Genomic DNA, 23,498 nt, shown 5'->3' on the forward strand with positions numbered 1-23,498 from the left:
GCCGGAGGGCAGGGGCCCTGTGACGAAAAGGCCGGAGCGCAAGCCCCGGCCTTTTCGCATTCGGGTCTAGGGGTAGGACGGGCGGGGCCTCAGGCCCGCACCCGGCTCTTGGTCGGGTCGTAATGCGGGAAAGCGGCGATGCTGGCCGCGATCCGTTTGGCGTGTCCGTCAAGCTTGCCGATCTCGACCGTGGCGCCCATGGCCGCCGTGCTGACGTCCAGTCGCGCCAGCGCCACGATCCCGCCGAGCGAGGGGGAGCGGGTGGCGCTGGTGACGACGCCGATCTGCGCCCGGCCGCTGTAGATCGGGTCGCCGTGATGGACCGGCTCGTTACCCTCCACCACCAGCCCCACCAGCTTGCGCGCGGGATGGGCGCGGCGGCGGGTGAGAGCCTCCCGACCGACAAAATCGTCCTGCTTGCTCTCCGGCACGGTGAAGCCGATCCCGGCCTCGAAAGGATCAGTCTGGTCGCAAAATTCGTAGCCGGCAAAGGCGAGGCCGGCCTCGATCCGCACCATGTCGAGCGCCAGCAGCCCGAGGGGCTGCAGCCCGTGCGCAGCGCCCGCGACAAACACGGCGTCCCACAGCTCGACGGCCCGGTCCGGATGACACCAGATCTCATAGCCGAGCTCGCCGGTATAGCCGGTGCGCGACACCATCACCGGAATGCCCGCAATCCGCCCTATGGTGAAGCGGAACCACTTCAGTTCGTCGGCGCTGGGTTGATGGGCCGGGGTGACGAGCACCTCGCGCAGGATGTCGCGCGACTTCGGACCCTGAAGCGCCAGATTGTGAAGCTGATCGGTGGAGGACTTCACGAAGGCGTGGAGGCCGTGCTCCGCCGCCAGCTGGCGCAGCCAGACGCCACAATAGTCGTCGCCGCAGACGAGGCGGAAATTGTTCTCGCCCAGCCGGAACACCGTGCCGTCGTCGAGCATGCCGCCATGGGGGTAGCACAGCGCGGTGTAGACCACCTGCCCAACGCTGAGCTTGCGGATGTCGCGCGTGACGGCGAGCTGCACCAGCTTTTCCGCATCCGGCCCCAGCACCTCGAACTTGCGGAGCGCGGACAGGTCCATCACCACCGCGCGCTCGCGGCAGGCCCAGTATTCCTCGATAGGCCCGGCGGCGGAGAAGCATTCCGGCAGCCAGAAGCCGCGATAATCCACGAAGCTGCGGGTGAGCGCCGAGGTGCGGGCGTGGAACCCGGTTTCCCGCGTCAGCCGCGGGGCGGAATCGGGCGTCATGCGGTGGGCGATCCCTCTGGAAAACTGGTTGGCGCCGTCATAGACGCGGACATGGATGTCGGTGGGATGCCAGGCGTTCGAGGCATCGATGTCGTCGGCACACGAGGAGGAGGCGCAGAGCAGGTCGGTCAGCGCCCGCAGCAGGACATAATCGCCGGGGCGCGACCACGGCTCGTCCATGCCGATGCGGTCGCCCGGTGAAACGAAGGTGTTGTAGAAGAAATTCACCGCCGGCCAGCCCATCCGCGGCGCGATGCCATGGGGAGCGAGCGCCCGGTTGAAATTGTCCGAGCAGTTGTCGTGCCCGGGATAACCCATGTCCTCGTAGAACTTGGCGGTACAGGCGAGCATGAAGGTGTCGTGACGGCCGACCGTGTCACGGATCACCTCGACCAGCGCGGTCTGGTCCTCGTCAAAATATTTCGAGTGCAGGCCGGGTCCGGGATTGGCGGACCCCATCAGCGTCCGGGTGGTGGTGGGGTCCAGCCCCTTCTCGCGGCCGGCCCGGAGCTTGGCGGCGTCGAAGGCGAGGAAATCCGAGCATTGCTGCCCGTCCACGTCGATGATCTGGATGTAGTCGCCGGCCTTGACCTCATAGGCCGCCGCTGTCGCGGCGCGAATGCGCAGATCGAGCTTGGGCGGCGCCAAAGGTGCCGGCACGGTCCCGCTGGAAGGCAGCGCCGGCACGATCTCGACGATCAGGTCCGTCGGGGCATCCTGCGAGCCGGGGTCCATGGGGCCGCCCGGCGCCGTCAGCACGCAGCGCAGATGGTCCGGCGCGGTGAAGGAGACGCTGGCGCCAGGGCCGCCTTCCGTGCCGAAGAGGCTCACGGCCTCCGCTTCCCCGCCCAGGAAGGCGGACGCCGCAGGAGGCAGCGGCGCCGTGGCGGGCAGGGCGCCCGGCACCAGCCCGTCCGCGGCGGCCGAGAGGCCCACGACAAACAGGGCGCCGGGCTGGCCGCCTTCGGGGTCGACCACATGGGCGGTGTCGCCCGGCCGCATCTCGAAGCCGACCCAGCCGCCGCCCGGCGCGACATGGCGCAGCCGTGCCGGGTGCAGCCGTCTTGCGGCCGTGGAAGCGACGGTGCCGAGCTGGACGTTCATGGCGCTTGTCCCCGTAGTGCCCGTAGCCGCCTATTCGGCGGCCACCGCCGGCGGATTGATGAAGGCGTCGAAGGAATCGTCGAGCGCTTCCAGCCACTTCGTGTGGTGAGGCGGCGCCTGGTTGCCGGTCATGATCGAGGTATAGGAATTGTCGCGATACCCCATGATGTCGCGCTCCTTGTCGTGCTCCCACACCTTAAACAGGGCGGCCACGGCGTCGAGATCGAACATGGGGTAGTCGGTCGCCGGGATCAGTTCCTTCATGTAGTCGGTCTGGAAGTCGATGGCGTCGAACGCCGTCTCGATGGCGCCCTCCTTCTCCAGCCAGCGCGCGATGTCGGCGGCGATGGCCTCGTCCGACGGAAGCGCGATGCGGCCGAGGATGATGTCGCGGACGTACCAGGCCTGCGCATCGAACATGTTGAAGGTGTAATACTGGTCCTGCATGCCGAGATAGAACAGCTTGTGGTTCTTTTCCCACATCACGCCCTTGTAGAGATCGGGCGGGTTCATCCGGTTGGCGCTCTTCAGGCGCATGTGGTCCGGCAGGAACGGGTAATGGTGGAGATAGCCGGTGCACAGGATGACGGCATCCACTTCCGTCGCCGTGCCGTCGACGAAATGGGCGACGCGCCCGTCCAGTTTCTCCAGAAGGGGCTTCTCGGTGAAGCAGCTCGGCCACTTGAAGTTGGAGCGGCGGGTACGGTAGCTGAAGGTGATCGACTTGGCGCCATACTTGTAGCACTGGCTGGCGATATCCTCGGCCGAATAGGACGAGCCGACGATCAGAAGGTCCTTGCCGACGAACTCGTCGGCAGCGCGGAAGTCATGGGCATGCATGACCCGGCCCGGGAACATCTCGATGCCTGGGAAATAAGGTACGTTCGGCGTCGAGAAGTGACCGGTGGCCACCACCACATAGTCGAACACTTCGGAATAAAGCTGGTCCTTGACCAGGTCCTTTACCGTGACGGTGAAAGTGCCGGTTTCCTCGGAATACTCCACCCAGCGGACCGGCGAATTGAAGCGAACGCTCGGTTTCAGACCGGCCTTTTCGACGCGCCCCATGATGTAGTCGTGCAGCACGGCGCGCGGGGGATAGGACGGGATCGGCCGGCCGAAATGCTCCTCGAAGGTGTAGTCGGAGAACTCGAGGCACTCCTTCGGTCCGTTGGACCAGAGATAGCGGTACATGGAGCCGTGGACCGGCTCGCCATACTGGTCGAGACCGGTCCGCCATGTATAGTTCCAGATGCCGCCCCAGTCAGACTGCTTCTCGAAGCAGACGAATTCCGGGACCTCGGCCCCTTTCTTCTGAGCCGACTGGAAGGCTCGCAGCATGGCCATGCCCGACGGGCCAGCCCCGATGATGGCGACGCGGATGCTCATGTGAGTGGTCCCGTGTTCCCAATGGAAAGATGGCCGGCTTACCCCCGATCCTATGAGGAGCGATTGTCCGGTCTTGGGGAAAGCCTCGACGATATTTCTTAATTGTCAAGTTAGTTTCCCGATGAGAACTCGCTCGCTTGGGATGCCGGCTTTGGCGGCGCGCACAAATAATGGGCAGGGCGGCCTCTTGACGGCTTAAGTTTCCTGCTGGACACTTCAATTTATCAAGAAGAAAGTCGCCGCCGCCGGGCCCCTTCGCCCGGCCCACGCTTCCTGCAAAGCATCTGCACGGACTTTGCCATGCTGGTCTCGGACATCAAGAGCCGACCTGTCTATGAGCGTCTGCGCCTCGACCGTGCCGCCCGGCGGCATCTCGTCATTGCCGACATGTCCCGGCCGCTGGACGAGGTGATCGACGGCTTGGGGACGGCGACGGCTCCCATCGACCATTGGGTGGTTGCCGCCACCAGCGCCGTCGACGCACGGCCGGCTGTCGAGCGTGCCGACAGCGGCAGCCGTGTCGAGAAGCGGGCCTTCCGGGCGTCGGCACACCTGCTTGACCGGCTGTCCCATCGTCTGGCGCGCGAGACCATCGGCTTGCGGCTCTATGCGGTGGGGGAGGAGGGCTTCATCTGGAACGTGGCGCGCCTCGCCCGCGAGGCCGGGATGGAGGCCGCGGAGTGCCAGACCGCCCATGCCGGGTCGCTGCGGCGCGACGTCTTCTGCGTTCACTGCAAGACGATCACGCCCGGTGTGACCACCAGCATCGCCGCCTGCTCAGGCTGCGGCGCCCATCTCGTTGTACGCGATCATTTTTCCCGAACCCACGCCGCGTTCATGGGCGTGCAGGCCGATGCCGAGGCGCCGGGCGAATACGCGCCGGCGGAGGAGATTTTCCCATGACCGGCTCCGCTCTCGCCCTGCGGGTCGTCGCGGCGGTGCCGCTGTCGCCGACCCTCAAGGCCTTCACCTTCGAGGCGGCCGACGGCGGGCTGGTGCCGCCGTCCGGCCCCGGCGCGCATGTCCGGCTGTTCCTGCGGCGGGGCGCCTGGTCCCGGAAGAATGCCTATTCGCTGGTCTCCAACCCGGAGGATCGCAGCCACCTTTCCGTCATCGTCCGGCGTGTCGCGCAGTCGAAAGGCGGCTCCGCCTTCCTGCACGAAGAGGTGTCGGAAGGCGACGTCATCGAGGCCGGACTGCCGGCCAACCTCTTTCCCGTGGTGCGTACCGCCCGGCGCCACCTCATGGTGAGCGGCGGCATCGGGCTCACGCCTTTCCTCGCCTATATCGCCGCCTTCGAAGCCGAAGGCACGCCGTGGGAGCTGCACCATTTCTGCCGGGCCGACGAGCGCGGCGCGTTCGCGGCGCTTCTCGCCCGCTACCCCGCGTCGCGCGTGCACATTCATTGCGATGCCGATCTTGCCGGTCTCGCGCAGGCGTTGGCGTGCCAGCCGCTCGGCACGCATTTCTATACCTGCGGCCCCGCCTTGCTGATGGAAGCGGCGAAGGATCTGGCCCTGGCGACGGGATGGCCCCCGGTGCGGCTCCATGCCGAATCCTTCGGGGCGGCGGCAGAGGGTGGCGAGGCGTTCGTCGCGGTTCTGCAGCGCTCGGGCATCGAGGTGATGGTTGGACCGGAGACGAGCCTGCTCGACGCGATCGAAGCCGCCGGTGTGGAGGCTCCGTGCCTGTGCCGTGGCGGGGCTTGCGGGCAGTGCGTGACCTCCGTTCAGGACGGCATTCCCGAGCATCGCGATCACTTCCTCGACGCCGAGGAGCGCGCGTCCAACCGCCTCATCATGACCTGCGTGTCGCGCGCGCAGACCCCTCGCCTCGTACTCGACCTCTGACCGGACGGAGCCTGCCGTGACCATCCAGTTCAAGCCGGAAGAGACGTTCCGCGACGATTTCAGCTACGCCAATTCCGACGCGGCGGTGCTGCGCTTTCCGTTTCCCTTCCCGGAAGACACCTACATGTACTCGGTGAACATCGAGCCGCATGTGCCTGGCGGGCCGAGCCCGGCCTATGACAATCCGTTCGACGTCGACGAGCACTACGTCGCCGAATGCGCCGAGCGCGCCCGGGTGCTGGAGCAGGACCCCAGCCGCTGCAAGATACTGCCCCACATGATGGCGGCGCAGTGGGACACGCTCGAGCTGATCATGGAGAGCTTTGCGACGTCCTACCCCGAGCTGTTCAGCCTGACCCGCGAGGGCACACGATGGACATGGGAGAACCGTCCGCTCGGCATTCGCGACAGCTTCACCTTCGGCGACGCCTCCACCCTGCCGCTGCCGCCTTTCGAATACATCACCCGGCAGGCCCAAGGCGACTTCACCCTGCAGGACCAGCGCGAGGACAACCTCTTCATCGATGGCGGCATGGTCACGACCCAGGCCGACTGGTCACTCGACTTCGATGTCGGCATGACCTTCCACCAGTGGCACGGCCCCGTGCCGCTGGCCCACCAGAAGGGCGTGTTCGACCGTGCGCTGAAATTCCTGCTGCGCCTGCAGTTCGGCCAGCCGGTCCGGCGGCTGAACTGGACGATGACGATCAACCCCCGTCTGGACACCAGCCCGGAGAATTATCCGCAATGGGGGCCTGACCGCACCACGGTGACGGCAGAAAATGTCGGGCGGAAAGTACATTTGCGGGTCGAACTGCAGAGTCTGTTCCGTCTGCCCCGCTCGAATGCCATTCTTTTCGGCATACGTTGCTACCTCTGCAGTATCGAGGACCTTGCCCGGGTCGAGATCTGGGGCAAGCGGCTCCACCGCGTGCTGCGCGACCTGCACCCGGACATCGCCGACTACAAGGGCTTGACCCGCTATCGCGAGCTCGCCGTTGCCTACCTCTCCGCCTTCGACGATGGTGCGGCACTGCCCACGGGCACGGCGCCCCGCCAGTCCATCCTTCCGGCGAAGGGCTGAGGACCCGCATGCGCCTGCCTCTGCGCACCCTGAACCGTCCGGCGGCCGTCGCCGACGCCGGAGAGCGGTCGGATCGTTCGCCCGCGCCCGAACCGGCCCGCGCTTCGCCCGGCGCGGACGATCCGATGTCGACCGGCTCGAATGCGCCCCGTATCGCCAGCCCGACCATCGAACAGGCGATCGGCGCCCAGATTCGGCAGCACCGCAAGAAACTCGACATCACCAGCGCCGAGCTGGCGGCGACCGCGAAGATTTCGCCCGGCATGGTCTCCAAGATCGAGAACGGCCAGATTTCCTCGTCGCTGGCGACGTTGACGGCGCTCGCCTCGGCGTTGAACGTGCCGATCTCCTCGCTCTTCGCCGGCTATGACGACCGGCGCGACTGCTCCTTCGTCAAGGCGGGGCAGGGGGTCGTCATCGAGCGCCGGGGCACCAAATCCGGCCATCTCTACGAATTGCTGGGACATTCGCTCAATGCGGATGTCGCCATCGAGCCGTTCCTCATCACGCTCGCCGCCGACGCGGTGCCCTACTCGGCGTTCTGTCATGCCGGAGTCGAGCTGATCTACATGCTGACCGGTTCGGTCGGCTATCGCCACGCCGACAAGGTCTACCATCTCGAGCCTGGCGATACGCTGTTCTTCGATGCCTCGGCCCAGCACGGGCCGGAGGAACTGATCAGCGTGCCCATGACCTACCTGTCGATCATCGCCTACCCCCGGGACTGACGACTCCCGTCGCCTCCGGATGATCGGCAGACCGTTGCCTTGGCCTATAATTTGCCTGTGAAGAAAGAGATGTTCCTCAAAGGACACTCACCCGCGACGCGTGCCTCCAGAGAACCATCCGAGGGAAACGACATGATGCGCGTTCAACATTTCATCAAAACTCTTGCCGTGTGCGGCATGCTCGGCGCACTGCCGATAGCCGGCGCACAGGCCCAGGAATCCAAGGAGCCGATCATCATCGCGCTCCACGACTGGACCGGGCAGCACATCACCTCGCACATCGCGGGCGAGTTGCTGAAGCAGAAGGGCTACAAGGTCGAGTACGTCACGATCGATTACCTCACCGGCCTTACCGCCATGGAGAATGGCGACGTCACCTTCATGTCGGAGCTGTGGGCCACCACGGCGGGCGACGCGATGAAGGCCTCGGACGCCACCGGCAAGACCGAGAATCTCGGCCCGCTCGGCCCTGCCGCCAAGGAGGAGTGGTGGTATCCGCTCTATATGAAGGAGAAGTGCCCGGGCCTGCCGGACTGGCACGCGCTGCTGAAGTGCGGCGAGGCCTTCTCCGCGCCCGAGACCGCGCCCAAGGGCCGCTATCTCGGTATGGAAGCGACCTGGGGCGGGCATGACCCCGAGCGTATCGAGGCGCTGGGTCTGCCGTTCGTCGCGGTCGACGCCGGGACGGAGTCGGCGATGTTCGCCGAACTGAAGTCCGCCTATGAGCGCAAGGCGCCAATCATGCTGTGGGTCTATTCCCCGCACTGGGTGCCCTCGGTCTTCCAGGGCGAATGGGTCCAGTTCCCGGAATATGAGCCGGCCTGCTACACCGATCCCAAGTGGGGTGTGAACCCCGACAAGGCCTATGACTGCGGCAAGCCGCACGGCGAAATCTTCAAGTACACCTCGGCCGATACCAAGAAAAAGTGGCCGGCCGCTTATGAGGTGCTGAAGAAGTTCAAGGTCGACGGCGGTGAACTGAACCTGATGGTGAAGGACGTCGACGTGGACGGCAAGAACCTCGACGAGGTCGTCGCGACCTATGTCGAGAAGCACAAGGGCGAGTACTGAGCCCCTAACGCCGATCGGCGCAACCGCGCCGGACCGATGCCGCCGCCCTCGGGCGGCGGCATCCCTCCCCAAGGCAACGAGAGATGAAGGGGCCGCCGCATGGCCATGGCTTCGCTTGCGCCCGTATCGCCGACCGTTCCGCCCGCGAAGGTGCGTGCCGCCAGCGACGCGCCGCCGGCCCTGATCTGCCGCAACCTCTGGAAGGTGTACGGCGCCAATGCCGACGCCTTCCTCCGGGAGAACCCGGAGCCGACGCCGGCCGACATCCATGCCGCCGGGCTGTTCGCCGCGGTACGCGATGCGACGCTGGAAATCCGGCAGGGCGAGATCTTCATCATCATGGGCCTCTCCGGCTCCGGGAAGTCGACGCTGGTGCGCTGTCTTTCCCGGCTGGTGGAGCCGACCGCCGGCTCGGTGTTCTATGAGCACCAGAACCTGCTTCGCATGACACCCGGCGAGCTGATCCAGCTGCGCCGCCACAAGATGGGCATGGTGTTCCAGAACTTCGCGCTGCTGCCGCACCGCACCGTGCTCGGCAATGTCGCCTTTCCTCTGGAGGTGCAGGGCCTGCCCAAGGAGGAGAGGGAGGCGCGCGCCCGCAAGGTGATCGAGCTTGTCGGCCTTGGCGAGCGGGCGGGGCATTACCCGCGCGAGCTTTCCGGCGGCCAGCAGCAGCGGGTCGGCATCGCCCGCTCGCTGGCGGTCGAACCGGCGCTCTGGTTCCTCGACGAGCCGTTCTCCGCGCTGGACCCGCTCATCCGCCACGAGATGCAGAACGAGTTCCTGCGTCTTCAGCGCATGCTCTCCAAGACCATTGTCTTCATCACCCATGATTTCGACGAGGCGATCCGTCTTGGCGACCGCATCGCGATCATGAAGGACGGCGTCATCATCCAGGTCGGCACCGCGGAGGAACTGGTGCTCACCCCGGCGTCGGACTACGTGTCGGCCTTCACCGGCCATGTCTCCCGCGCCAAGGTGCTGTCGGCGGGCGGGGTCTGCGTTCCGGCCGTGCCCGGCGAGGCCCTCGGCCCGGTCGTCGCCGCCCGCGCCCTGGTGGCCGAGGTGGCGGAAGCCGTGCTCGGATCGGAGCTGCCCGCCGCGGTGGTGGATGCCGAAGGCACCCTCGTCGGCAAGCTCGACAGGGCGACGGTCATCGCCAATCTGGTCGGGGGCGGCCAGTGAGCGAGATCGCGTTGCAGCAAAGCCGGCCGGGCCTGCGCGTGCCGGCCGGCTGGATCGTGACCGGGCTGGTGGCGCTGGCCATTCTGGTGCCCTATGCCGCTCCGGAGACCTTCGGCTGGGCCAAGACCTACCCGGCCCGGTGGATCGTGCCGATCAGCGACTGGCTGAAGGCATTTCTCTACTGGCTGGCCCGCGACCTTTCCTTCGGGCTGTTCACTTTCAAGGATATGACGCGCTTCGTCTCCGGCCTGTTCGGCTATGCGCTGGACGTGCCGAAGGCGCTGTTTTCCTCCGGCATCACCTTCGGCGACGAACCCGGCGCCTTTCACATTCCCCGGCTCTCCTGGGCCGGCATCATCGCCGCCGTGACGATCTGGAGCTACATGCTGGGCGGGCTGCGCCTTGCGGTGCTCGGCTTTGTCGGCTTCGGCTACATCCTCGTCTTTGGCCAGTGGGACAGCGCGATGGTCACGCTGTCCCAGGTGATCCTTGCCGTGCTGACCGGCGTGGGCGGGGGCATCGCGCTCGGCATCCTCGCCTTTCGCCTGCCGCGCCTCGAAGGCGCGGTGGTGGCGGCGCTCGATTTCATGCAGACCATCCCCACCTTCGCCTATCTGGTGCCGCTGGTCTTCCTCGTTGGCGTCGGCCCGGTCTCCGGCATGCTGGCCACGATTCTCTACGCCATGCCGCCAATGGTCCGCGTCACCATGATGGCGCTGAAGCGGGTGCCGCCGGAACTGGACGAGCTCGCACGCATGACGGGCTGCATCCCCCGTCAGACGCTGTGGAAGGTGCTCATCCCCTCGGCGCGCGACGATCTTCTGGTGGGCGTCAACCAGGTGATCATGCTGACCCTCAACATGATCATCATCGCCGCCATGATCGGCGCCGGCGGCCTCGGCTTCGACGTGCTGAACGCCCTGCGCCAGGCCAATGGCCTCGGCAAGGGCCTCGAGGCGGGACTTGCCGTGGTCGCGCTGGCCATTGTGCTCGACCGGATGAGCCGTGCCATGGTCGAGCTGCGGCCGGTCCATGGCGCCGAGGCCCGCCGACGGCGGTATCTGGTGGGCGCCGGCTTCGCGCTGCTGATCGGCTTCACCCTGCTGTCCTTCGCCATCCCCGCGCTGGAACAACTGCCTGCCGAGTTGCGCATTTCCACGGGCAACATGTGGTCGGACGTGGTGAGCTGGGTCAACATCCACCTCTTCTCCACCGCCGACGCACTGCGGACCTTCCTGCTGATCTACATCCTCGTTCCGATGAAGACCTTCATGGTCGGCTTTCCCTGGGTCGGGCTGCTCGCGCTGGTGTGGGGCGGCGCCTGGTCGCTGGGCGGCTGGCGCTTCGCCACCGGCATGACCGCGCTGATGGCGTTCATTCCGGTGGCGGGGCTTTGGGAGCGCGGCATGACCACGGTCTATCTGTGCTCGATCTCCGTTGTCATCGCCACGCTGATCGGCCTGCCGCTCGGCTTCCTCGGCAGCCGTTCCGAGCGCATGCACAACGCGCTCGGCGCGATGTGCGACACGCTCCAGACCCTGCCATCCTTCGTCTATCTCCTGCCCGTGGTGATGCTGTTCCGCATCGGCGACGTCTCGGCGCTGGTCGCCATCGTGCTCTATGCCATGGTCCCGGCGATCCGTTACACCGACCACGGCCTGAGACGCGTGCCGCCGAGCCTGCAGGAGGCCGGAACGATGGCGGGCTGCACCGGCACGCAGAGGCTCGCCAAGGTCGAATTGCCCTACGCGATGCCGGAAATCATGCTTGGCGTGAACCAGGTGATCATGATGGCGCTGTCGATGCTGGTGGTCTCGTCCTTCGTCGGCACCAACGATCTCGGCAAGCAGATTCAGGTGGCCATCTCCCAGGCGGACCCCGGCAAGGGCCTGTCAGCCGGACTTGCGATCGCCTTTCTCGGCATTCTCGCGGACCGGATGATCGGCCGCTGGGTCGCCGCACGGCGCACGCGCATGGGGCTTTGACGAAAGGGGCAGGGGTGTCGCCGCCCTTCCGAGGGCGGCCGGCACAAACTCGGTCTTAGGTGCTGGCGGCGCTCAGCCGCCGCAGATCGGCGTGAACCCGTGCGTTCCCGGCCCAGATTGCGCCGGGGCGGGCAAGGTCACCGTCAAAGGTCACCTCGCCTCCCGCCTCCCGAATCAGGACGATTCCGGCCCAGCAGTCCCAGCAACACAGCATGGGGTCGTAGTAGCCCGCCAGCCGGTTGGAGGCGACATAGGCGAGCATCAGTGCCCCTGAGCCGACGCGGAACAGCACGCCACCCTCCCGGTACAGCGCTTCGACGAAGGCGCCGACCTCCCGCGCTCCGGCCTTCTGAGTCGCGCCAAAGCCGACGGTTGTGGAATCGATACCCCAGTCCTGATTTACGGCGAGGGCGCGGCCGTTCAGCGAGGCGCCGCCACCGTGGCGGGCGCTGTAGAGTTCCCGCAGGACCGGCGCGTAAATCGCTCCGACGACCGGCTCCCCCCGATAGGCGAGGCCGATCGAGACCGTCCAGTTCGGCTGCCCGACGAGAAACGGCATCGTGCCGTCGATCGGATCGACCACCCAGTCGAAACCCGAGCGCCCCTGCACCGTCGCGTCCTCCTCCCCGACGATTCCGTCGTCAGGGAAGGCACGGAGAATCTGCCGGCGCAGCCACGCCTCCACCGTCCGGTCCGCCTCGCTGACCAGGTCCTGCGACGAGGATTTCAGCTCGGTGGTGAGGGAATCACGGCGGAGGAAGAAGGAGCGGGCCTTGTTGCCCGCCGATTTCGCCAGCTTTTCCGCGAAGGCCTGACGCTCGCCCAGCGCATTCGCATCGGCTGACTCTGTGGCCATCGGCCTTTCCTCCCTCACAACGTTCACACAAAGAAACCACATGTTTGACGGGCATGCTATTGCATATTCGGAATTACAAATGTATCGCTTTCTCCCGTGACGCGACGGACGCGTTCTCCAACTCATTGATCGGGCTTCCTTTTGGAAGTTCGCCGACGCCTTGGGTTTGCCCTGCGGCGAAGGTGCGCTGCTGCCACGGCGGGGAGCGCGGTCGGTCTGTAGGTGCGGTCCAACCGCCAATTGCGAGAAGACGGCCAGCTGAGCCGTCCAGATGACGGCCTCGCCCGAGCACAGGGGCGCTGCGCCATTCCCAAGGAGGAATGAAATGAAGCGTGCATTGAGAATCTGCGCCAGCGTCGCCGCCATCGCGGTCGCGACCGCGGCCATGCCCGTGGCGGCCTTCGCGGATTGGCTGGAGACCGCCGCCAAGCCGCTTAAGGGCACCGAGATCAGTGGCATCTTCCTTGATCGCCCCGGCTACCGCGCGATCATCAAGCTGCTGCCCGAGTTCGAGAAAAAGACCGGGATCAAGGTCAATTACGAGATCGTTCCCTATGAGAACGCCCGTGAGAAGGAAGTGCTGAACTTCACCTCGCGCGGCGACCTCACCATGGCGCTGGTCGATCTGGTGTGGATCGGCGAGTTCGCCGAGAACGGCTGGCTGGTTCCCGTCGACGAACTCGCCAAGGACAAGGCCGTCACCGACCCGAACCTGAAGCTCGACGGGTTCTTCCCGCTGCTGCTCAAGGCGTTCGGCTCGTGGGGCGGCACCACCTACGGACTGCCTTTCGACAACTATTCCGGCCTGCTGTTCTATAATTCCTGCAAGCTGAAGGAAGCCGGCTTCGACAAGCCGCCTGCGACCTGGGCCGAGCTGAAGGACGTCTACGGACCCAAGCTCACCGACGCTTCCAAGAACCAGTTCGCCTATGCCCTCCAGTCCCGCCGTGGCGAGACCCAGTCGGCCGACAGCTTCATGCGCTTCCTGTGGCCGTTCGGTGGCTCCCTGCTCAACAAGGACTTCAAGTCCAACCTGATGAGCGAGGGCAGCCAGACGGGCCTGAACTTCCGTCAGGATCTCATGAAGTACATGCCGCCCGGCGATGTCAGCTTCGACCACGCCGAGGCCGTCAACGCCCTGGCGCAGGGCCAGGTGGCGATGATCACCGAGTGGTCTGCCTTCTACGGCACCCTTGCCGATCCCGCGACCTCCAAGCTCGGCGACTGCCTTGCCGTGGCGCCGGAACCGGCCGGTCCGGCCGGCCGCCTGCCGGCGCTCGGCGGCTTCTCGCTCGCCGTCGCCTCGCAGGCCTCGCCCGAGCAGCAGAAGGCCACCTGGCTCTTCATCCAGTGGGCGACGTCGGAAGAGATCGCGAAGTCCTATGTCGAGGCCGGCGGCGTCTCCGGCCGCATGGCGGTGTATAACGACCCGGCGATCCGCGCGAAGTACAAGTTCGTCGAGCCGATGGTCGCCTCCTGGCAGGCCGGCGTGCCGGAATATCGTCCGCGCTTCCCGGCGTGGCCGGCCATTTCCGAGATCGTCGCCGAATGGGGCTCCAAGATGATGCTCGGCGAAGTCTCCGTCGAGGCCGGCTCCAAGGAGATCGGCACCCGCATGGAGCAGATCCTCGGCAAGGAAGGCTATTACGACGGCAAGAAGAAGCTCCTCCAGTGAGTTGATGCCGGCTCTCCCGCATCTCGGTGCGGAGGGGCCGGCTTCCGGCGGGCGCCGGATCTCCCACGCGCCGGCGCCCGCCCCCGTTTCTCTCGTTCCGCTTATCCGGGTCCACCGACATGTCCCTTCTCTTCGGCCAGGCTCTGGACGAGATTCGGCGCTGCCTCGATCAGGTTGATGCCGCCCAGTTCGCGGGTGCGGTCGAGGCCATAGCCTCGGCACGTCGCATCGCGCTTTATGGCGTCGGCCGCGAAGGGCTCCAGATCAAGGGGCTGGCGATGCGGCTGTACCATCTCGGCCTGCAGGCCGCCGTGGTCGGCGACATGACCACGCCGCCGGTGGGCGAGGGTGACCTTCTCGTCGTTTCCGCCGGGCCGGGCGATTTCTCCACCGTCTCCGCCCTCATGGGCGAGGCGCGGCGGGCCGGGGCGCGCACGTTGCTGGTGACCGCGGAGCCCACGGGCGCCGCCGCACGGCTGGCCGACAGCGTCCTCGTGGTTCCCGCGCAGACCATGGCACGCGACCAGGGCGATGCCGCGACCTCGGTGCTGCCGATGGGCTCGCTCTATGAAGGGGCGCTTTATGTCCTGTTCGAGGTGCTGATCCTGGCGCTGCGCGACAGGCTGGCGGTCACGCCGGCCGCGATGCGCGCCAACCACACCAATCTCGAATAGCCGGCGGCGCCATGACGCGCCGTACCGCCGCAGCCCGCGGGGATCGGCGGTACCCAAGCCGCCTTCCCACGTTTCAACGCCAGGACGCATGCCCATGAGCGCATCCCCCGCGAAACCCAATCGAGGCTACGGCCGCTGGACGCCGGCGTGGTTCCTGGCACCTGCCGTCCTGACGCTTTTCCTGATCGGCATCTATCCCACGCTTTTCGCGCTCGTCACGTCCTTCCGGCGCTACAACATCACGCGTCCCCGCGACGGCTTTCCCTTCGTCGGCCTCGAGAACTATGTGACGGTGCTGACCGACAGCACCTTCTGGTCGTCGCTTTTCCTGACCGCCCAGTTCTATCTCAGCGTCCTGCCGATCCAGATCGTCCTCGGCCTCGCCATCGCGCTGCTGCTGCACAAGCCGGGCATGGGCATGCTCAAGTCGCTGGCGCGGGTCACGCTGGTCGTGCCGCTCGCGACCACCTATGCCGTGGTCGGGCTCATCGGCCGCCTGATCTTCAACCGCGAGTTCGGTGTCGCCAACCAGTTCCTCGACCTCATGGGCATTGCCCCGATCGACTGGCTCGGCACGCCCGCCGGAGCCTTCGCCGCCATCGTCATCATGGATGTGTGGCAGTGGACGCCGTTCTGCGCCCTCATTTTCCTCGCCGGGCTGTCGATGGTGCCGGGTGAGATCGAGGAAGCCGCGCGGCTGGAAACGTCCTCGAAGCTGGCCCTGCTGCGCTACGTCCAGCTCCCCTACCTCATGCCGGGGCTCACCTCGATCATGATCCTGCGTTCGGCCGACGTGCTGAAGCTGTTCGACATGGTGTTCGTGATGACCCGGGGCGGGCCCGGCTCGGCGACGGACCTCATCTCGATCTACATCCAGCGTGTCGGCTTCCGCATCTTCGACCTCGGCACCGCCTCGGCGCAGGCGCTGCTGCTGCTCGTCATCACCATCATCATCAGCCGGCTCTACATCCGCCTGCTCTACCGGGAGGTCCACTGATGCGCGTCTCCGGCAAGCTGTTCCACGCCCTCGGCCTCGCCGTGGTGGTCGTCTTCACGCTGTTCCCGTTCTTCTGGATGGTCGCGGCGAGCTTCAAGACGCAGGCGGATATCCTCGCCACGCCGCCAGTGTGGTTCTTCACCCCGACCTTGCAGAACTATCAGGAAATCTTCGCGGATTCGAAGGTCATCGGCGCCATCGGCAATTCGCTGCTGATCGCGACGGCGACGACCGCACTGGCGGTGCTGCTCGGTGCCCCGGCAGCCTTCGCGCTGGCGCGCTATGAGTTCCGCGGCAAGTCCGACCTCTGGTTCTGGTTCATCTCCAACCGGATGACGAGCCCGATCGTGCTGGCGCTGCCGGTCTATCTGCTGGCGATGCAGGCGAACCTGCTCGACACCCATATCGTGCTGATCCTGATCTACCTCACCTTCAACCTGCCCATTGTGGTGTGGATCTGCACCGATCAGTTCAAGTCCATTCCCGCTGACCTCGAGCAGGCCGCCCGGCTGGACGGCGCCGACCAGTTCACCATCTTCCGCAAGATCTACCTGCCGCTCGCCGCGCCGGGTATCGCTGTGTCCGCGATCTTCTCCTTCATCTTTTCCTGGAACGAACTGCTCTATGCCCTTGTCCTGACGCGGCGAGCCGCGCAGACCGCCCCGGTCGTCGCCACCAGCTTCATGTCGGGCTATGAGCTGCCCTGGGGCAAGATCATGGCTGCGGGCACCGTCATCGTTCTGCCGGTCACGATCTTCGCGCTGCTGGTCTCCCGGCATATGGTGCGCGGCCTGACGATGGGGGCGACGAAATGAGCGCGCCCGTCGCCATTCCGCTCGGCATCAATCTCGGCTTCTGCACGAAACGCTGGGTGACGCCCGAGCTCTGGGCACCGCTGGTCCGCGAGCGGCTGGGGCTCGATCTCGTCCAGTTCTCGCTGGACCTCGTCGATCCGATGTGGCCGGATGCCGTCGTGGAGCGCCACGCCGCTGTCATCCGCCGGCAGGCGGCTGCCCACGGCATCGCCATTCACAGCGCCTTCATCGGGCTGGCGCATTACACCTTTAACCAGCTTCTGCATCCCGATCCCGCCGTGCGTGACTATGCCGAGAACTGGCTGGTCCGGGCCTATCGCTTTGCCGCCGCGGCGGGCATCACCCGCGTCGGCGGTCCGCTGGGCGCCGTGGCGGCGCGCGCCGACGGGTCGGAGGCCGATGCGCTTGACGAAGCCGACTATGAGGAGCTGGTCGGCCGGATGTTGCGGCTGGCGGAGCAGGCGAGGGGGCTCGGGCTGAGCGAGCTCTATGTCGAGCCTACGCCGCTTCGGCGGGAATGGCCGTGGACGATCCCGCAGGCCCGGCGGATGATGGCGGACCTCGGCGGCAGCGCGGTGCCGTGGCGGCTGTGCGTCGACTGGGGCCACGGTACCTTCCGGCCGCTCTACCCGGAGCCGGAAGCGGAGATGGAACGCTGGCTGGTCGAGCTGGCGGACGTGATCACCGCCGTCCACATCCAGCAGACCGACTTCGCCCTCGACCGGCACTGGGACTTCACGGTTCCCGGCGCGGTCGATCCCGTCGCGGCGGCGGCCCTTCTGCGCCGCAGCGGTGTGGCACCCTCGCCGGTCTTTCTTGAAGTGTTTTATCCCTTCGAACACGACAGTGCGTCGATCCTGAAGGCGCTGGAGGATTCCATGAATACCCTCCGGCGGGCCTTCGGTTAGGGGAACAGCATGAACATGGCCGGACGCGATACGGGCAGGCTGTCGTCACCTCAGGAAATCGAGGCGGCGCAGACGCGCGCACGGGTTGCGTGGCTGTATTTCGTCGGCGGCCTCACCCAGCAGGACATCGCCGACCAGCTCGGGCTGACCCGGCTGCGCATCAACAAGATCCTAGGCCAGGTCCGTGCGGATGGCTCGGTCGTGATCGACATCCGGCTGCCGATGGCCGATTGCGTCGATCTGGAGCAGCGGCTGACGGCGCGATATGGGCTGGAGGAGGCCTGCGTCGTGCCGAGCCTGGCGGATGAAACCGACCAGCAGCGCGTGATCGGAGACGCCGCCGGCGCCATGCTGGAGCGGCTGCTCGAGAACGGCATGGGCATCGGAGTGGGCTGGGGCAAGACACTGACGGCGGGGCTGAAGCGGATCACGCCGCGGCCGCTTTCGGATTGCTGGGTCACCTCGGTGATGGGCGGACTTACCCGTGGGTCGGGTTCCAGCACCTTCGAGGTTGCGACCGGCTACGCCCGGGCGCTCTCGGCCGAGTGCTACTATCTCGCCGCGCCGCTCTACCTGCCGACGCCAGAGGGCCTTGCGCTGATGCTGTCCCACCATGGCATCGGCGAGACGATGCGCCGGGCGCGCGCCGTCGATGTGGCGCTGGTGTCCTGCGGCGACATGACGAACCGCTCGCTGCTGGTGCAGACCCAGACCGTGTCCGAGAACATCGACGGGCTGCGCGCGGCGGGAGCGGTCGGCGACCTCCTCGGCGTCTTCCTGAATGCGGAAGGCGCGCCGGTGGACCACCCTCTCAACGAGCGCGTGCTGTCGCTGGCGCCGCATGAGCTGAAGTCCGTTCGTTTTCCCATCCTCGCTTCCGGCGGTCTGCACAAAGTGCCGATCGTCGGAGCGATCCTTCAGGCTGGCTATGCCAAGCGCCTCGTGACCGATGAAACCTGCGCCGCGGCCCTGCTGGCGCGATGATGACCAATGCGACCCCGCGCGGGCAGGCCCGGACCATCGGGCCGCTGACTTCTGGAGTTTGAGCCGATGACCTTTCTGCGCCTGGACAGCATCAAGAAGAACTTCGGTGACGTCTCCGTCATCAAGGGCGTGACCTTCTCGGCCGCGAAGGGCGAGTTTGTCGTGTTCGTCGGCCCCTCCGGCTGCGGCAAGTCCACCCTGCTTCGGATGATCGCGGGGCTGGAAGACGTCAGCGAAGGGCAGCTGCGCATCGACGACAAGGACGTGACCTACGAGGAGCCGGCCAAGCGCGAGGTCTCGATGGTCTTCCAGTCCTATGCGCTCTACCCCCACATGAGCGTGTTCGAGAACATGGCCTTCGGCCTGCGTATGGCGAAGATGCCGGAGAACGAGATCCGCACCCGGGTGGCCGAAGCGGCCCGCATCCTGCAGCTGGAGCCCCTGCTCGAGCGCAAGCCGCGTGCGCTTTCCGGTGGCCAGCGCCAGCGTGTCGCCATCGGTCGCTCCATCGTCCGGCACCCCAAGATCTTCCTGTTCGACGAGCCGCTGTCCAACCTCGACGCCGAGCTTCGCTCCCAGATGCGGGTCGAGATCGCGAAGCTGCACCGCAGCCTCGGCGCCACCATGGTCTACGTGACCCATGACCAGGTGGAAGCGATGACCCTGGCGGACCGTATCGTGGTGCTGCGGGCCGGCCTTGTGGAGCAGATCGGCTCGCCGACCGAGCTCTACGACCGTCCGGCCAACACCTTCGTCGCCGGCTTCATCGGCTCGCCGAAGATGAACTTCATCAACGCCACCGTGAGTGCCGCCGGCCCCGGCTCGCTGGTGCTGGATCATGTGACGTTCGTCGGCGGCCGGCTGGTGGTCGATACCCCGTCGGCCGGGAAGGTGAAGGTCGGCGACACCGTCATCGTCGGCCTCCGCCCCGAGCATCTCGAGATCGGGTCGAGCGCGCCGGTGCTGTCGCTGACGCTCGACTTCGCGGAGAATCTCGGCGGCTCCACCCAGCTTTACGCCCGCGGTGAGGGCGAGCCCGTCATCATCGTCACGCCGGGGCGTCCGGCCCTCGATGCGGGTGACACCGTGAAAGCCGGCATCTCTCCCAAGCACATCTACCTCTTCGACGCCGCCGGCATCGCCCTCTGAGCGAAGCCGGGAACCGCAGTTCAACAGGACATCGCCATGGTTCAAGCCCTCGTGCTCGAGAAAAAGGGCGAACTCGCCCTAAGGGACATCGATCTTCCGCTGGAGGTCGGCCCCGATGACGTTAAGATCGCCATCCATACGGTGGGCGTCTGCGGCAGCGACGTCCATTACTACACCCATGGCGCCATCGGTTCCTTCGTGGTGCGCGAGCCGATGGTGCTGGGCCATGAGGCCGCCGGCACGGTCGTCGCGGTGGGATCGCAGGTGAAGAGCCTCGCCGTGGGAGACCGGGTTTGCATGGAGCCGGGCGTTCCCAACATGAACTCGCGCGCCACCAAGCTCGGCATCTACAATGTCGATCCCGACGTCCGGTTCTGGGCGACGCCGCCGGTGCACGGCGTTCTGACCCCCGAAGTCGTCCATCCCGCGGCGTTCACCTACAAGATCCCCGACAACGTCTCCTTCGCCGAAGGCGCGATGGTGGAGCCCTTCGCTGTGGGCCTCCAGGCCGCGACCCGGGCGCGGATCACGCCCGGCGATGTGGCGGTGGTGATCGGCTGCGGCCCGATCGGCATCATGACCGCGCTGGCCGCCCTCGCGGGTGGCTGCGCCCGGGTCTACATCTCGGACCTCAGCGCCCCCAAGCTCGCCATTGCGGGCCAGTACCCGGGCATCCACCCGGTGAACATCACCCAGCAGCCGCTGGCCGAGGTCATCTCCCGGGAAACCGACGGCTGGGGCGCGGACGTGATCTTCGAGGCGAGCGGCAGCCCGCGCGCCTATGACGGGCTTTTCGATCTGATGCGGCCGGGCGGCACGCTGGTTCTGGTCGGACTTCCCGTCGAGCGGGTGAATTTCGACGTGCCGGCCTCGATCATCAAGGAGGCCCGCATCGAGACCGTGTTCCGCTACGCCAATAATTTCGACCGGGCGGTCAATCTGATCGCCTCCGGCAAGGTCGACCTGAAGCCGCTCATCTCCGGCACCTTCGACTTTGCCGAGAGCATCGCCGCGTTCGATCGGGCCGCCAAGGGCCTGCCCGACGACGTCAAGCTGCAGATCCGCCTGCGCGACTGAGGTCGCCCAGCCGACGACATCCCCGGCCCGCCCTTCGGCGGGCCGCCCTTGGGATTCGGGACAGGGACCTTGATCCCGAATGACGGTGGCCCCGCCGGGCGCCCTTGAAACAATCTATCGAGGACTGAGATGGAAAGCAGGCTCGCAGGGAAGGTGGCCGCTGTTACCGGTGCGGCGTCGGGCATTGGTCTCGAATGCGCCCGTGCGATGATCGGCGAAGGCGCCCGTGTGGTGCTGGTCGACCGAGCGGCGGACACGCTGGAGACGATCTGCAGGGAGCTCGGCGAGCGTGCCGTGCCGCTGGTGATCGACCTCGCCGATCCGGCCAGCGTCGCCACCATGGTGCCGTCGATCCTGTCGCGCTGCGGCCAGCTCGACATCTTCCACGCCAATGCCGGCGCCTATATCGGCGGCGATGTCCTCACCGCCGATCCCGACGTCTGGGACCGGGTTCTCAACCTCAACGTCAACGCGGCGTTCCGCACCGTGCAGGCGGTCCTGCCGCACATGGTGGAACGCGGCACCGGCGACGTCATCTTCACCAGCTCGATCGCCGGTGTCGTGCCGGTGGTGTGGGAGCCGGTCTACACTGCCTCCAAATTCGCAGTGCAGGCCTTCGTCCATACTGTTCGTCGACAGGTGGCCAAGCATGGCGTGCGGGTCGGGGCGGTGCTGCCCGGTCCCGTCGTCACCGCGCTCATCAAGGACTGGCCGCAGGCGAAGCTCGACGAGGCGCTGGCGGCCGGCGCCCTGATGGAGCCGAAGGAGGTTGCGGACTCCGTCATCTTCATGCTTACCCGTCCCCGTAATGTGACCATCCGCGATCTCGTGATCCTGCCGAACGGAACGGACCTCTGACATGACCGAGTGCTTTGCCGGAATCGACGTCGGGACAGGCAGCGTGCGCGCCGGCATCTTCGACGCCGCCGGCAATCTGCTCGCTGCTGCCAAGCGCGACATACGGATGTGGAAGGAGCCGGGCGACATCGCCGAGCAGTCCAGCGCCGACATCTGGTCTGCCGTCTGCGCCAGCCTGCGCGAGGCAACCGCACGGGCTGGGGTGGCGCCATCGGACATTGCCGGCATCGGCTTCGACGCGACGTGTTCGCTGGTCGTTTGCGGGGAGGGGGGCGAGACTCTGCCGGTCGGCCGGCACGGCGACCCACAACGCGACGTCATCGTGTGGATGGACCACCGCGCCACCGGCCAGGCCGATCGCATCAACCGTCTCGGCAGCCCGGTGCTGGATTATGTCGGCGGCATCATCTCGCCCGAGATGGAGACGCCCAAGCTGCTCTGGCTCAGCGAGGAACTGCCCGAGACGTTCGGGAAGGCCTGGCAGTTCTTTGATCTCGCCGACTTCCTGACCTGGAAGGCGACCGGCAGCCTCGCGCGCTCGGTCTGCACGGTGACCTGCAAATGGACCTATCTCGCCCATGAGAAGCGGTGGGATGAGGCCTATTTCCGCGCGATCGGCCTCGGCGCTCTGGCTGACGAGCAGTTCCGTCGGATCGGCACGGAGATCGTTGCCGCCGGCACGCCCTTGGGGCAGGGGCTGTCGGAAGGTGCGGCCGCCGAACTGGGTCTGGTCGCCGGCACGCCGGTCGCTGCCGGTCTCATCGACGCGCATGCGGGCGGAATTGGAACGGTCGGGGCGCGGGGCGGGGAGGGCGGCGCGCTCAACCGCATGGCCTATGTGTTCGGCACCTCCGCCTGCACGCTGCTGACGACGGCAGACCCCGCGTTCATCCCGGGCGTGTGGGGACCCTATTTCTCGGCCATGGTGCCGGGCCTCTGGCTGAATGAAGGAGGCCAGTCCGCAGCGGGCGCCGCCATCGACCGTCTCGTGCGCCTCCATCCTGCCGCCCATAAGGCTGGCGAGATGGCGCGCGAGGCCGGCCAGAACCTCAGCATGTGGCTCGCCGAACGTGCCGAGCAGGCGGGCGGCGCGGCGGCCATCGCCAATCTGGTCGGCACGCTGCACGTGGTCCCCGAATTCCTCGGCAACCGCGCTCCCTTCGCCGATCACAATGCCCGCGGCATTGTGGCGGGCCTCGGCATGGATGAGGGTGTCGACAGCCTCGTCGGTCTCTACATGGCCGGTCTTGCGGGCATCGGCTACGGTCTCCGGCAGATCCTTGAAGCTCAGCATGCCAAGGGTGCGAAGACCGATACCATCATCGTCAGCGGCGGGGCGGGACAGAGCCCGCTGGTGCGGCAGGTGCTCGCCGACGCCGCAGGCGTCACCGTCGCCGCGACGACGTCGCCTGAGCCGGTGCTGCTGGGTTCCGCCGTGCTCGGTGCCGTGGCGGCCGGACGCTTCGCCGGCTTCGAGGAGGCCATGTCCGCCATGTCCGAGATCGAAGTCACCTATGTCGCCAACGACGCCACGCGTGGCTGGCACGAGCGACGGTTCAAGGCGTTCGAAACGCTGCAGGCCGCGTATCGCGACCTCCGCGGCTGAGGTGAATTGCGGGAATTGCGCGCGGCGCGAAGGCGGCGCCGTCGACGATCCATGCCGATTGACCTAGGTTCGGCCTCCACCCCCGAGCGCGCATGACGTAACGTCGGCAAGGCCGCGTTAACCATGAATGGCATGTGCCGTACTTTCGCCCCACATCGCCAGCCTTTTGTGTCATAAAGGGCACGCCGCGCGAGCGGTCTTGTTGGGTATGCGATCCTGCTCTCCCAAGCGTCGGCAAACAGGCGCCGGGCATCGG

General features: G+C 66.5%; 20 protein-coding genes. 17 read left to right on the top strand and 3 right to left on the bottom strand.

Translation table 11 applies throughout. The features are described 5' to 3' along the window. Positions 1 to 89 precede the first annotated feature (89 nt). The gene (locus tag KHC27_RS13055; RefSeq protein ID WP_213339812.1) at positions 90 to 2,351 is read right to left on the bottom strand and encodes a DUF1989 domain-containing protein; all 2,262 of its coding nucleotides are present in this window, start codon (positions 2,349 to 2,351) and stop codon (positions 90 to 92) included. A 30-nt stretch (positions 2,352 to 2,381) separates the two neighbouring features. Continuing rightward, positions 2,382 to 3,740, bottom strand: a complete 1,359-nt coding sequence (locus KHC27_RS13060; RefSeq protein ID WP_213339813.1) for a flavin-containing monooxygenase — start codon at positions 3,738 to 3,740, stop codon at positions 2,382 to 2,384. Between the two features lie 300 nt (positions 3,741 to 4,040). Between KHC27_RS13060 and KHC27_RS13065 the strand changes: the two genes are divergently transcribed. The 7 genes from KHC27_RS13065 to KHC27_RS13095 all read left to right on the top strand — a co-directional run bounded on the left by KHC27_RS13065 (position 4,041) and on the right by KHC27_RS13095 (position 11,643). Next, positions 4,041 to 4,643: a dimethylamine monooxygenase subunit DmmA family protein gene (locus KHC27_RS13065; RefSeq protein ID WP_213339814.1), complete on the top strand. Its 603-nt coding sequence runs from the start codon at positions 4,041 to 4,043 to the stop codon at positions 4,641 to 4,643. Then, positions 4,640 to 5,590 carry a PDR/VanB family oxidoreductase gene (locus KHC27_RS13070; RefSeq protein ID WP_213339815.1) on the top strand — a complete coding sequence of 317 codons (951 nt, stop codon included), beginning with the start codon at positions 4,640 to 4,642 and terminating at the stop codon, positions 5,588 to 5,590. Before KHC27_RS13065 ends, KHC27_RS13070 begins: the two co-directional genes overlap by 4 nt. 16 nt (positions 5,591 to 5,606) lie before the next feature. Beyond that, on the top strand, positions 5,607 to 6,674 hold the full coding sequence (locus KHC27_RS13075) for a heme-dependent oxidative N-demethylase family protein (protein WP_213339816.1): 1,068 nt from the start codon (positions 5,607 to 5,609) through the stop codon (positions 6,672 to 6,674). A 125-nt stretch (positions 6,675 to 6,799) separates the two neighbouring features. Next, on the top strand, positions 6,800 to 7,402 hold the full coding sequence (locus KHC27_RS13080; protein ID WP_246519913.1) for a helix-turn-helix domain-containing protein: 603 nt from the start codon (positions 6,800 to 6,802) through the stop codon (positions 7,400 to 7,402). Between the two features lie 135 nt (positions 7,403 to 7,537). After that, a complete protein-coding gene (locus KHC27_RS13085; protein ID WP_425514879.1) occupies positions 7,538 to 8,473 on the top strand; it encodes an ABC transporter substrate-binding protein in 936 nt (311 codons plus the stop codon). 105 nt (positions 8,474 to 8,578) lie between these two features. Next, the gene (locus KHC27_RS13090) at positions 8,579 to 9,658 is read left to right on the top strand and encodes a quaternary amine ABC transporter ATP-binding protein (RefSeq protein ID WP_213339946.1); all 1,080 of its coding nucleotides are present in this window, start codon (positions 8,579 to 8,581) and stop codon (positions 9,656 to 9,658) included. After that, positions 9,655 to 11,643 carry an ABC transporter permease gene (locus KHC27_RS13095; protein WP_213339819.1) on the top strand — a complete coding sequence of 663 codons (1,989 nt, stop codon included), beginning with the start codon at positions 9,655 to 9,657 and terminating at the stop codon, positions 11,641 to 11,643. Before KHC27_RS13090 ends, KHC27_RS13095 begins: the two co-directional genes overlap by 4 nt. 55 nt (positions 11,644 to 11,698) lie before the next feature. Here KHC27_RS13095 and KHC27_RS13100 read toward each other — a convergent pair whose 3' ends face one another. Further along, the gene (locus tag KHC27_RS13100; RefSeq protein ID WP_213339820.1) at positions 11,699 to 12,499 is read right to left on the bottom strand and encodes an inositol monophosphatase family protein; all 801 of its coding nucleotides are present in this window, start codon (positions 12,497 to 12,499) and stop codon (positions 11,699 to 11,701) included. Between the two features lie 325 nt (positions 12,500 to 12,824). Here KHC27_RS13100 and KHC27_RS13105 point away from each other — a divergent pair, with 325 nt between their 5' ends. The 10 genes from KHC27_RS13105 to KHC27_RS13150 all read left to right on the top strand — a co-directional run bounded on the left by KHC27_RS13105 (position 12,825) and on the right by KHC27_RS13150 (position 23,242). Next, positions 12,825 to 14,174: an ABC transporter substrate-binding protein gene (locus KHC27_RS13105; RefSeq protein ID WP_213339821.1), complete on the top strand. Its 1,350-nt coding sequence runs from the start codon at positions 12,825 to 12,827 to the stop codon at positions 14,172 to 14,174. A 119-nt stretch (positions 14,175 to 14,293) separates the two neighbouring features. Further along, positions 14,294 to 14,848: an SIS domain-containing protein gene (locus KHC27_RS13110; protein ID WP_213339822.1), complete on the top strand. Its 555-nt coding sequence runs from the start codon at positions 14,294 to 14,296 to the stop codon at positions 14,846 to 14,848. A 94-nt stretch (positions 14,849 to 14,942) separates the two neighbouring features. Next, positions 14,943 to 15,845: a carbohydrate ABC transporter permease gene (locus tag KHC27_RS13115; protein WP_213339823.1), complete on the top strand. Its 903-nt coding sequence runs from the start codon at positions 14,943 to 14,945 to the stop codon at positions 15,843 to 15,845. Beyond that, positions 15,845 to 16,660, top strand: a complete 816-nt coding sequence (locus tag KHC27_RS13120; RefSeq protein WP_213339824.1) for a carbohydrate ABC transporter permease — start codon at positions 15,845 to 15,847, stop codon at positions 16,658 to 16,660. Before KHC27_RS13115 ends, KHC27_RS13120 begins: the two co-directional genes overlap by 1 nt. Beyond that, positions 16,657 to 17,568 carry a sugar phosphate isomerase/epimerase family protein gene (locus tag KHC27_RS13125; protein ID WP_213339825.1) on the top strand — a complete coding sequence of 304 codons (912 nt, stop codon included), beginning with the start codon at positions 16,657 to 16,659 and terminating at the stop codon, positions 17,566 to 17,568. The genes KHC27_RS13120 and KHC27_RS13125 overlap by 4 nt, the downstream gene beginning before the upstream one ends. Before the next feature lie 9 nt (positions 17,569 to 17,577). Then, entirely contained in the window at positions 17,578 to 18,552 is a 975-nt protein-coding gene (locus tag KHC27_RS13130; protein ID WP_213339826.1) for a sugar-binding transcriptional regulator, read from the top strand. Between the two features lie 66 nt (positions 18,553 to 18,618). Beyond that, complete coding sequence (locus tag KHC27_RS13135; RefSeq protein ID WP_213339827.1) at positions 18,619 to 19,701, top strand: ABC transporter ATP-binding protein; 1,083 nt, start codon at positions 18,619 to 18,621, stop codon at positions 19,699 to 19,701. A 36-nt stretch (positions 19,702 to 19,737) separates the two neighbouring features. Beyond that, a complete protein-coding gene (locus KHC27_RS13140; protein WP_213339828.1) occupies positions 19,738 to 20,778 on the top strand; it encodes an NAD(P)-dependent alcohol dehydrogenase in 1,041 nt (346 codons plus the stop codon). A 129-nt stretch (positions 20,779 to 20,907) separates the two neighbouring features. Next, positions 20,908 to 21,636 (top strand): SDR family oxidoreductase, encoded by a 729-nt coding sequence (locus KHC27_RS13145; protein WP_213339829.1) that lies wholly within the window; start codon positions 20,908 to 20,910, stop codon positions 21,634 to 21,636. A gap of 1 nt (position 21,637) precedes the next feature. After that, positions 21,638 to 23,242, top strand: a complete 1,605-nt coding sequence (locus KHC27_RS13150; RefSeq protein ID WP_213339830.1) for an FGGY-family carbohydrate kinase — start codon at positions 21,638 to 21,640, stop codon at positions 23,240 to 23,242. Positions 23,243 to 23,498: the final 256 nt, after the last annotated feature.

The organism is Ancylobacter lacus (assembly GCF_018390635.1).
Lineage (GTDB): Bacteria > Pseudomonadota > Alphaproteobacteria > Rhizobiales > Xanthobacteraceae > Ancylobacter > Ancylobacter lacus.